Below are 11,550 nucleotides of genomic sequence, written 5' to 3' on the forward strand. Positions count from 1 at the left end.
TGACTCATGATGAACCCTTTTTCATGGCTCCAGATGACAAACATGATCTCATATCAGGGACTTGTTCGCACCTTCCCGAGGCGATGAACAATCGCGGCGAGCAGCTGGAAAAGCATGAAGTGATCAAAGCGCGGCTGATGGAGACGCTAAACAAAATCCCCGAGGAAGAGCATCGTCGCCAAAGTATTCATATCCTGACTCGGGTATGGGATGCCTGCGCCAATATGGAGCGCTATATCCAGTACGGCTTTACCCCGCAAGAGCGCCACCGTCTGTTTGGTGAGAGCGACTGGGGCCAGTTTGTGCCCCGTGATTTTGCCCATCTGCTTGATCTGCTAGGATCCCCTAACAAGGCCGACTCTGCCGATAAAAGCCGTGCAGCTGCCGGTAGCCAGGGGCGCACCTTGTTGGCCATTTTGCAGGATGACAAGCTCGATGGTGAGCAGACGGTGGAGGAGGAGAGCGCAGGCTCCGAACGCTTTAACAGCGTCATCAACTTCTCCAACTTCTTGCTCCATGTGCTGCGACTCGTTAGCCGCGACCCGGGTGATACGGAGGGGGTGCCGCTTGATGATAAACAACTGGTTGATCAGTTTGAGATCCGAGTGATAAGGCAACCGGATCCAGTAGCGGCAGTTAAGCGTTTTGTCTATGGCCTGTTAAAGAGCAAGTATCTGTTTGATCAGTTCATCATCAAGCGCGAGTTTGCCGATGGCAAGGATGGTTGGAGTCTGAAGCGGCTGCACTGGTATTCGGAAAAGAGCGTCAGTTACATCAATACCTTTGACAAGGATGAAAATGAGAATGGTTTCTCTGGTGTTAACCGGCGGATCCTGATGTTGCTGTCGGCGTTTCATGTGTCGACCCCGACCCTGGTTTACAAACATTGGCTGAATGGTGCACTGAGATATCTGTTCGACAATTGTCACCCTGATCAACCGGTAGAGGCAGGGGGTTATCTGTCCTATCTGGAGAGTCAGGCTCGCCGCTTTGTCTTCCAGCGCTTTTTGGCGCCGGGTGAAGGGGCTTCCTATTACCAGATGCTCTACCTTGATAACGCCCTGTTGCCCGCCATCAATATGGATGAGAGCTGGCACAAGGTGATTACATCCAAACTTCGCTTCGGTCATATCGAGAACAACTTTGTCTTCAACTTCCTCGACTATCTGCTGTGGGTTACGAATCGAAATCAAGATAAAGATCGTGATATGGAGTTGTATCGCCGTTTCGAGTTTACATTCCGCAGTTCGGTGGAACACTTCTCACCCCAGCATCCGATGGATGGTTATAAACCGGTCGAGCAGAGTGCACTCCATTCGTTTGGCAACCTTTGCCTTATCAGCCACAGCAAGAATTCGCGCCTGAGTAACTTCCAGCCCCAACAGAAGCAGGAGCACTTTGAAGCGAGCCTTGCCAACAACCAGATTGATAGCCTCAAGTTGCTCGCCATGATCCGTTTGATGAAAGAGAAAGGTCGCTGGCAGGAAACCGAGATCGCAGAACACCAGGAGCAGATGCTGGCCGTGCTGGCTGCAGAGGCTGCCAAGATGAGGGAACAACCATGAGTACGGTTGGACAGCGAGAACATGCTGCCCAAGATTGGATGGTCCGGTTTATGTGAGCGGTATGGGGTTCACTGTCTGTGGCACTGGAACGCTATTCAGAAAAACCGCAATATCGAGACCTTGTTGTTGATGGTTGTGTTATCAGTGGCGATCATGCGCCGCTAAGTATTACTGAAAAATAGACTTGGTTCGGACTCGATGTGGCCTTGTTGTTGGCCTGGGTTGAGAGTTCAAAAAATAATTGGAGAGCTGTATGTCGGTTGTAGAAGCATCATCCACAGGTGGAGTGATAGAGGGGGTGGATCCTTTTGTATTAACCTCCCTTGAGGCGATGCGAAAGAAGTTATTGGATCTCACCTCTCGCAATCGTCTGCTCAACTTTCCCCTCACCAATAAAGGTTCCGCACTGCGTATTGTTGATGAGCTGCCAGAGCAGCTCTATGAAACACTCTGCGCGGAAGTCGCAATGGAGTTTGCGCCAGTCCCTGAACCAACCCGCCAACAACTGTTGGAGCATGGCTATCTGAAGGTTGGTGAGGATGGTAAGGATGTCCAGCTAAGAGCCCTTCCGACGGCCAAGGATTGGGCACAGGTTTTGGGGATCAGCACCGAATTCGATTTACCCACTGGACAGCGGGTGCCTGCCTCAGAAGTAAACCGGCCACTGCTGGAGCAGGCCCATGAGTTTATCTATCAATATGGCCAGGCTAGAGATGGAAAACTGACCGGTATTCGGACCCAGTACGTTAAACAAGGCCTCAATTTGTCAGAACTGACCACAGCCTGCAATCTGGCGGGTTATGAAGGGCTTGAGGACTTTGAACGTCAGGCCAAGATAGGTAAGGCGCTCACTATATCGCCATCCTACCCCGGTCATGACGATAAGCGGATACAGGTTCTGCTCTTCCCCGGAGAGCTCGAGGCGCGTCTGCGGGCCATCCACAACAAGGCTCAAACGGCCATAGAAGAGAGTGGCGCCAATATCCTGTATCTGGCGCTGGGATTCCTCGAATGGTACGAGAGCGATACTTCGGATAAAGCACGCTTTGCCCCCTTGTTCACCATTCCTGTGCGATGTGAGCGTGGCAAGCTGGATCCCAAGGATGGCCTCTACAAATACCAGATCCATTACACGGGTGAAGATATCCTGCCCAATCTCTCCTTGAAGGAGAAATTACAGGCTGACTTTGGGCTGGCTCTTCCTATGTTTGACGAAGAGCAGACACCTGAGTCCTATCTCGCTGCGGTGACCAAAGTCGTTGGGAAGCATAAACCCAGGTGGTCGGTGAAACGCTACGGGGCGCTGAGCTTGCTCAACTTTGGCAAGATGATGATGTATCTGGATCTCGATCCTGCTCGTTGGCCTCAGGACAAACGCAACATTTTGTCTCATGAGGTGATCCGTCGCTTTTTCACCAGTCAGGGGGGCGGCGAAAACAATGCCGACTCAACAGGTGGATTAAGCCAACATGAGTATTGCATCGATAGTTACCCTGGGATCCATGACAAGATCCCGCTGATCGATGATGCGGATAGTTCGCAACACAGTGCGTTGATCGATGCCATCCATGGGAAGAATCTGGTCATTGAAGGCCCTCCCGGCAGCGGCAAATCACAGACGATTACCAACTTGATTGCTGCGGCCCTGCTCAATGGCAAGAAGGTGCTGTTCGTGGCAGAGAAAATGGCGGCCTTGGAGGTCGTCAAGCGTCGTCTGGATCGCGCCGGTCTGGGTGAGTTCTGCTTGGAGTTGCACAGCCACAAGACGCATAAGCGTAAGGTGCTGGAGGATATTGAAGCCCGCATGATGCGTCAGGCAACAATGCCGACGACGGAAGAAATTGACGCCCAGATTACGCGTTATGAAGAGCTCAAGAGGCAGCTCAATGAATATGCGGCATTGATAAACACCCCTTGGGAGCTCACGGGAAGGACTATCCATCAGATCCTGAGTGGTGCGACGCGCTATCGCCACAAATTGGATATCGATGCAACAGCACTCCATATTGAGAACTTTTCTGGTAAAAAACTGGACAAGGTGGCTCAGCTACGACTGAGCGACCAAGTGGTGGAGTTTAGCCGTATCTACAAGGAGGTGCGGGAGCAGGTGGGGGCCGATGCAGAAATATATGAGCACCCTTGGAGTGGTGTGAATAACACCCAAATCCAGCTGTTTGACAGCGCACGTATAGTTGATTTGTTACAAGCTTGGCAGGCGTCTATCCTCCATTTTCATCATTATTATCAAGGTTTTTTAGACAAATGGGCTCTGGAAGGTGAGGGGCTCGATACGCTCTCCCATATTGAGCAACTGGTACAGGATCAGAAGCATCTACCTAGCTTGAGCGGATCGGAATTATTCGCCGCACTTCCCGGGATGGATACCTCGGATGCGATAGCACGCGTTCGTCACTATCTGGCGAGATTTGACACCCTTCAAGGCTACTATGACACCTTGAGTCAAGCCATTGAACCCGAGAAACTCCGTCTATTAGAGCGAGGGGAGCAATGCGACTTTCCCAGTGAGGAGTTGGCAAAGTACGGTGTTGCTGAACATTTCTCTCTTCGTGACTTGATCAAGTGGCTCGAGTCTGTTCGATGCATCGAAGATGAGTTGTCATCCCTCTCTGGTCAGCTGAGCGACTTCAAGAGTGCGTTACCTGGCAACCTCTCTGCACACATCAATGATACCCAACCTGGCTTGGTATTCTGTGCAGAATTGCTGTCTATTGTGGGGGCCTTGCCGGCAGAGCTCATCAGGGTACGTGACCCACTGTTTGATGATGATGGCCTCGATGCTGTACTGCTCGAGCTGGTTCAGCAGATTGAAGAGTTGCGTCCCCTCAGGGATAACTTGTCCGAGCTGTATCAGTTGGACAGACTACCGTCCCAAGAGCAACTTGCGCGTGCTGTTGCGATTATTCAGCAGGGTGGTTTCTTCTCATGGTTCAAGAGTGATTGGCGTAATGCCAAGGCCTTGCTCACAGGGTTGTCTCGACAGCCAGGAACCAAGTTTGCCGAGTTGAAACGTTGGTCAACTAACCTGGTGAAGTACACGGAGTTACTGCAGCAGTTTGAGCAAAGAGCCTTCGGTAATCAACTCGGCAGCGCATACCGTGGACTGGACACGGATTGCGTGCAGTTGATGCAATTGCGCGATTGGTACAAGCAGGTCCGCGCTTGTTACGGCATCGGCTTTGGAAAGCGGGTTGCGATAGGCTCTGATGTGATGGCTCTGGATGGCGAAATCATTAAAGGAGTCCATCAGATTGAGAAGTCACAGTTCAGCGCGAAAATAATGGCCTTGGTGAAGCAGGCAGAAAATGAGACCAAGTTGCTGCCGCGCATTGCCCACCAACTGAAAGATCATCCTGTCTGGCTAGGTGAACAAGGAGCATTGAGACAGGCTTGCCAACAAGTGCAAGCGACGCTGACTGCTTTACAGGGGTGGTTTGTCAATACGGAGGTATCACTGGGTCAGATGACACATTTCTCCGATCTCTTGCAAAAAATGTCTGCCTTGCAGATTGACCTTGAAAATAAGAAACCGGAGTTGGGTGTCTTTGCGCAATCAGTCCCGTTGGCTTTTGGGTTGAATAAAGATAATCGACAGGCACTAACCATTATCGGCGACACGCTGAATCTGGCTGATCAACTGGTTGGAAACATAAAGTGTGCCTCTTTGGCCACCAGGATCAGGCATTTGGATAATGCGAGCGAGTATGCGTTACTTTGCCGTGATGGTGCTGAAGTTGGCTTGCAATGGCATGACCAGAAGCAGCATGCTGTGCGATTTGCACAAGAAACAATGTTGGATAACGGTCAGTGGCTCAAGTCGACAGACTGTTCACTGAACGCATTGCTGGAGCGGAACGAAAAGGCGATTCAACAGCCTCGCTGGTTGAATGGGTGGGTCAACTTTATTCGTTGCTACGAACAGATGCAGGAACGCGGATTGCAACGGATCTGGTCTGCAGTCCTTGCCGGAACGCTCCCTGTGGAAAAAATTGAACTGGGTTTGGCCTTGGCACTCCATGACCAGTTGGCCCGCGAGGTTATTCAGGCCCATCCTGAATTGATGAGGATCTCTGGTACCCAACGCAATGCCTTGCAAGCATCATTCAAGGAGTACGACAAAAAGCTGATTACGTTGCAGCGTCAGCGCATTGCTGCGCAGATTGCTCGTCGCCATGTCCCGGAGGGAAACGCGGGAGGTAAGAAGAGCGAATACACCGAACTGGCACTGATCAAGAATGAGCTGGGCAAAAAAGCAAGACATATTCCAATTCGGCAGTTGGTCAACCGAGCCTGTAGTGCTCTGGTTGCTATAAAGCCCTGTTTCATGATGGGACCAATGTCCGCAGCTCATTACCTTGAACCTGGACGGATGGAATTCGACTTGGTGGTAATGGATGAAGCATCCCAGGTAAAGCCAGAGGATGCGTTGGGAGTTATCGCCAGGGGCAAACAATTGGTGGTGGTGGGGGATCCCAAGCAGTTGCCGCCAACCAGTTTCTTTGATCGAAGTGTGGAGAGTGAGGATGACGATGATGCCGCCGCGCTCAGCGATACGGACAGTATCCTGGATGCCGCATTGCCGCTGTTCCCCATGCGGCGTTTGCGTTGGCACTATCGTTCCCGGCACGAGAAGCTGATCGCCTACTCCAACCGCCATTTTTATAACAGCGATCTGGTGATATTCCCCTCTCCTTATGCGGAGTCTCCGGAGTATGGGATCAAATTTACCTATGTTTCGAAAGGACGTTTCTCCAACCAGCATAACATCGAAGAGGCACAGGCCGTGGCAGAGGCTGTGCTTCATCATGCGCAGCACAGACCGGGTGAATCACTTGGTGTAGTTGCGATGAGTTCAAAACAGCGCGACCAGATCGAACGTGCTATTGATGAACTGCGCCGCAGTAGGCCGGAAGTCGATCGTGTTATCGATGGTTTGTATGCCATGGAAGAGCCGCTTTTCATTAAAAACCTTGAGAACGTGCAGGGTGACGAGCGCGATGTGATCTTTATTTCCTTTACCTATGGACCTGCCGAACATGGTGGGAAGGTTTATCAACGTTTTGGGCCAATAAATTCCGATGTAGGCTGGCGCCGTCTGAACGTACTCTTCACGCGTTCGAAGAAGCGGATGCATGTCTTCAGCTCGATGCGCTCAGAGGATGTGCTGACGAGTGAGACCAGTAAACTTGGAGTCGTTTCTTTGCGAGGTTTCCTCCAGTTTGCTGAAAAAGGAACACTGGACTCACAAATCACCCATACAGGGAAGGCACCAGATAGCGACTTCGAAGTTGCCGTAATGGAGGCGCTTAGGAAAGCCGGGTTCGAGTGTGAGCCTCAGGTCGGGGTGGCCGGATTCTTTATTGATTTGGCGGTGAAAGACCCTGGTTGCCCTGGTCGGTATTTGATGGGCATCGAGTGTGATGGTGCTACCTATCACTCGGCCAAGTCTGCCCGAGACAGAGATCGGCTGCGTCAGGAGGTTCTGGAGCGTTTAGGTTGGAAAATTAGCCGCATCTGGTCCACAGACTGGTTCAGTAATCCTGACGAGGTGCTCTCCCCGATTATCCGGAAACTCCATCAGCTCAAGACGTTGGAGCCTGAGGTTACAGTGCCTTCATATGAGTATATGGAGGAGAGCGAGCCTTCTGCAGAGGCAGAGGATCACCAAGAGACATCTTCTATACCAGAGCTGGGACTCAAGGAACAGCTTCGGTATTTTGCCAAGCATGTCATCGCGGTTGCGCTACCGGATGTTGATGATGATCGCCGTTTGTTGCGACCAGCCATGCTCGAAGCCTTGCTTGAGCATCAGCCTCTATCACGTTCCGAATTTGTTGAACGGATACCACATTACTTACGGCAAGCAACAGATGTACATGAGGCACAACGTTTTCTCGATCAGGTATTGGCATTAATTGATGGCGCTGATGTTGAAGCTGATGATGCTACGTTCGAGCCTGAATTGGCATAAGCAGAGGTAATTAGAACAGTGACAACTGTCGGTCAACGTGAACGTGCCACCCAGCAGCGAGTAGTCCGGTTTTTTATTGAGGAATTGGGCTACTGCTATCTTGGCGACTGGCATACCCGCTTCAACAATCGCAATGTTGAGCCCGCCTTGCTGACCAGTTGGTTGGCCGGGCGCTGTGTAGATGAAGCGCTTATTCCCCGAGTCCTGCGCCAGCTCGAACGGGCGGCCAGCCTGGGGGAGGGGCGTCAGCTCTATGATGCCAATAAAGAGGTCTACCGCCTGTTGCGCTACGGCGTGAAGGAGAAGATCGGGGCAGGTGAGCAGCATCAGACCGTCTGGCTGGTAGATTGGGCCAATCCTGAGGCTAACGACTTTGCCATCGCCGAGGAAGTGACGGTCGCGGGGGAGAATACCAAGCGGCCGGATCTTGTGCTCTACGTCAACGGTATTGCGCTAGGGGTGATCGAGCTCAAGCGATCCACCGTCTCTATCGGTGAAGGGATCCGGCAAAACCTCGACAACCAGCAACAGGATTTTATTCGCAATTTTTTCACCACCCAACAGTTGCTCATGGCAGGCAACGACAGCCAGGGCCTGCGTTACGGCACCATTGAAACCCCTGAGAAATATTATCTGGAGTGGAAAGAGGCGGGCTCTTTGCAGGATGGAAATCCGTTGGATCGCCACTTGGCCCAGCTCTGCGAGAAGGGGCGCTTTCTTGAGTTAATTCACAACTTTATTGTCTTCGATAGTGGGGTTAAGAAAACCTGTCGCCATAACCAGTATTTCGGGATCACGGCAGCCAAGCGGTTTATTGAACGTCATGAGGGCGGGATCATCTGGCATACCCAGGGCAGCGGTAAAAGCCTGACCATGGTGTGGCTGGCCAAGTGGATCCGAGAGAATGTCGCTGACAGTCGGGTCTTGATCATCACTGACCGTACCGAACTCGATGAGCAGATAGAGAAGGTATTTGCCGGGGTTGAAGAGGAGATCCTGCGTACCAAGAGTGGGGCCGATCTTGTATGCCGTCTTAACGAGGCACACCCTTGGCTGCTTTGCTCTTTGGTACACAAATTTGGTCGACACACGGAAGAAGAAGATGAGACGGCTGAGCGAGATGACGATGAATTTATCGCCGAGCTCAAAGCCAGCCTGCCAGCTGATTTTGCGCCCAAGGGCAAACTCTTTGTGTTTGTGGATGAGTGCCACCGTACCCAGTCGGGCAAGTTGCATGGGGCCATGAAGAACATATTGCCCGAGGCACTTTTTATTGGTTTCACCGGCACTCCCCTGATGAAAAAGGATAAGAAGAAGTCGGTAGAGGTGTTTGGCCCCTTCATTCACACCTACAAGTTTGACGAGGCGGTGAGCGATGGGGTGGTGCTGGACTTGCGTTATGAGGCCCGCGATATTGACCAACGGGTCAAGTCCCAGGCCAAGGTGGATGAATGGTTCGAGGTGAAGACCAAGGCGCTCTCCCGACTTGGTCGCCAGCAGTTAAAAGAGAAGTGGGCCTCGATGCAGAAGCTGCTCTCGAGCCGCTCACGACTCGAGCAGATCGTGGCCGATATCCTGCTCGATTTTGACCGTAAAGAGCGCCTGGCGGATGGCCGTGGCAATGCCATGTTGGTGTGCTCCAGTGTCTATCAGGCTTGCAAAAGCTATGAGCTGTTCAGTCAGGCAGGATTTGCTGACAAGTGTGCCATCATCACCAGCTATCAGCCCAATGCCAGTAATATCAAAGGACAGACGACCGGTGCGGGGTTGACCGAAAAGCTGGCGAAATACCATATCTATCGCAAGATGCTGGCGAACTTTTTCGGCCAGAGCGAGGATGAGGCCGGCAAGCGGGTGGAGGAGTTTGAGAAAACGGTCAAACAGCGCTTTATCAAGGAGCCTGGTCGGATGCGGCTGCTGATTGTCGTGGACAAGCTGTTGACCGGTTTCGATGCGCCGTCGGCGACCTACCTTTACATCGATAAAAAGATGGCCGATCACAACCTTTTTCAAGCTATCTGTCGGGTCAACCGGCTCGATGGTGCAGATAAGGAGTATGGCTATATCGTCGATTACAAGGATCTGTTTCGCTCTCTTGAGAAGACCGTCAAGGATTATACGGCCGAGGCGTTTGAAGGCTATGACAAGGAGGATGTCGCTGGGTTACTCAAAGATCGCTTGGCGCAAGGACGGCAGGATCTTGACGACGCTCTGGAGGTAGTGCGAACGCTCTGCGAACCGGTCAAGGCTCCCCGCGGGGAGTTGGATTATCAGCACTACTTCTGCTGTGCTCCGGGGGCAAACGAAGATGAGCTGCTCGACAAGGAGGCGCTGCGTCTAACCCTTTATCAATATGTCGCCAAGCTTATCCGTGCGTTCACCGCGTTGGCGGGGGAGATGGAAGAGGCCGGTTATAGCGCGAGCCAGGCTGCTGTAATCCGTCGTGAGGTGGAGCACTACAGCAAGGTGCGCGACATGATCAAAGTAGCCAGTAGTGATCACGTCGATATGAAGCAATTCGAGCCGGCGATGCGCCAGATGCTGGATCTCTATATTGATGCTGACCCCAGTGAAACCCTTATGGACTTTGAAGAGCTGGGATTGCTGGAGCTGATCATCGAGCGGGGAGCTGAAGGGCTTGAGGGGGCGCCTGAGGGACTGCGTAAAGACCCCGAGGCTATGGCTGAGGCGATTGAAAACAACGTGCGACGGACCATCGTCGACGAGAATCCGGTTAACCCCAAGTACTACGAAAAGATGTCGGTGCTGCTCGATGAGCTGATTGAGCTGCGTCGCTCTCAGGCTATCTCTTACCAGGAGTATCTGGAAAAGGTGCGAGAGCTGGCCATGAAGGTGAAACGTCCAGCCAGCGGGGGGGCACAGACCTACCCTGCGAGTGTAGATACCTCAGCCAAGCGCGCGCTATATGACAATTTGGGCTGCGATGAAGTGCTGGTGACCAAGATCGATACTGCCGTCAGATATACCAAAAAAGCGGACTGGCTCGGTGATCGCTTCAAAGAGCGGGAGGTTGCCTTTGCTATTGCCGAAGAGATCAAAGAGTACGATGTGACCGTCGCGGATGTGATGACCCTGGTAAAAGCCCAGCCGGAGTACCATTGATGGCGTTGGTTACCTTCGGTGAGCTGACGTTCGAGTTGCAGCGCAAGGGCATCAAAAACTTGCACATCAATGTATTACCCCCTGATGGACGGGTGCGTGTATCCGCGCCTGCTTCTTTGTCAGATACCGCCATTCGAGTTGCAGTGGTGCGAAGACTGGCCTGGATTCGACAGCAGCAGGCGGCGTTTGTTGCCCAGCCGCGCCAGAGCGAGCGCAAGATGTGTAGCGGAGAGACCCATTATCTTTGGGGACGAGGTTACCGGCTGGATGTGATTCAGACCGATGGTGACCATAGCGTCAAGTTACAGGGCGGCTGGATCCGTATGCGGGTGCCTGCACACTATGACGCAGACCGCCGCGAGGTGTTGCTCCTTGAGTGGTACCGCCAGTTGCTACGCCAGCGCTTGCCAGATCTTATCGCCAAGTGGCAGGAGACGTTAAAGGTGTCACCTTCCTTTGTGGGTATCAAACGCATGAAAACCATGTGGGGTAGCTGCAAAACAGATACTGCTCGCATCTGGATCAACCTCGAGTTGGTCAAGAAGCCCCCTGAATGCCTGGAATTTATTGTGGTTCACGAGATGGTGCATCTATTAGAGCGCAAGCATAACCAGCGATTTATCTCCCTGATGGATCTGCACCTGCCAAATTGGCGAGAGCACCGCGAGAAGCTCAACAAGATGCCGCTGGCGTTTAATCGGTGGGGGTATTAAATGTTTCTTTATGATCCATCGCAGTTTATCGAATGGCTTGGTTTTCCTTCACAAGGGGAATTTTTTCGAGGCGTGTTTACTTCCCCTAGGGAAGGTGCGAACAAGTCCCTGATATGAGATCATGTTTGTCATCTGGAGCCATGAAAAAGGGTTCATCATG

At 52.3% G+C, this 11,550-nt stretch carries 4 protein-coding genes; all 4 read left to right on the forward strand.

The window, feature by feature from the left end; genetic code table 11:
* Positions 1–1,208: 1,208 nt before the first annotated feature.
* The 4 genes from PG879_RS19980 to PG879_RS19995 all read left to right on the forward strand — a co-directional run bounded on the left by PG879_RS19980 (position 1,209) and on the right by PG879_RS19995 (position 11,390).
* A complete protein-coding gene (locus PG879_RS19980) occupies positions 1,209–1,565 on the forward strand; it encodes an HNH endonuclease family protein (protein ID WP_270830606.1) in 357 nt (118 codons plus the stop codon).
* A 253-nt stretch (positions 1,566–1,818) separates the two neighbouring features.
* Positions 1,819–7,554, forward strand: coding sequence for a DUF4011 domain-containing anti-phage protein Hhe (hhe, locus tag PG879_RS19985; RefSeq protein ID WP_203134084.1), 5,736 nt, complete (start codon positions 1,819–1,821; stop codon positions 7,552–7,554).
* A gap of 18 nt (positions 7,555–7,572) precedes the next feature.
* The gene (locus PG879_RS19990) at positions 7,573–10,677 is read left to right on the forward strand and encodes a type I restriction endonuclease subunit R (RefSeq protein WP_203134083.1); all 3,105 of its coding nucleotides are present in this window, start codon (positions 7,573–7,575) and stop codon (positions 10,675–10,677) included.
* Positions 10,677–11,390, forward strand: coding sequence for a M48 family metallopeptidase (locus tag PG879_RS19995; protein ID WP_039038872.1), 714 nt, complete (start codon positions 10,677–10,679; stop codon positions 11,388–11,390). The genes PG879_RS19990 and PG879_RS19995 overlap by 1 nt, the downstream gene beginning before the upstream one ends.
* The last annotated feature ends 160 nt before the right edge of the window (positions 11,391–11,550 follow it).

The organism is Aeromonas sp. QDB63 (assembly GCF_027707425.1).
GTDB lineage: Bacteria > Pseudomonadota > Gammaproteobacteria > Enterobacterales > Aeromonadaceae > Aeromonas > Aeromonas caviae.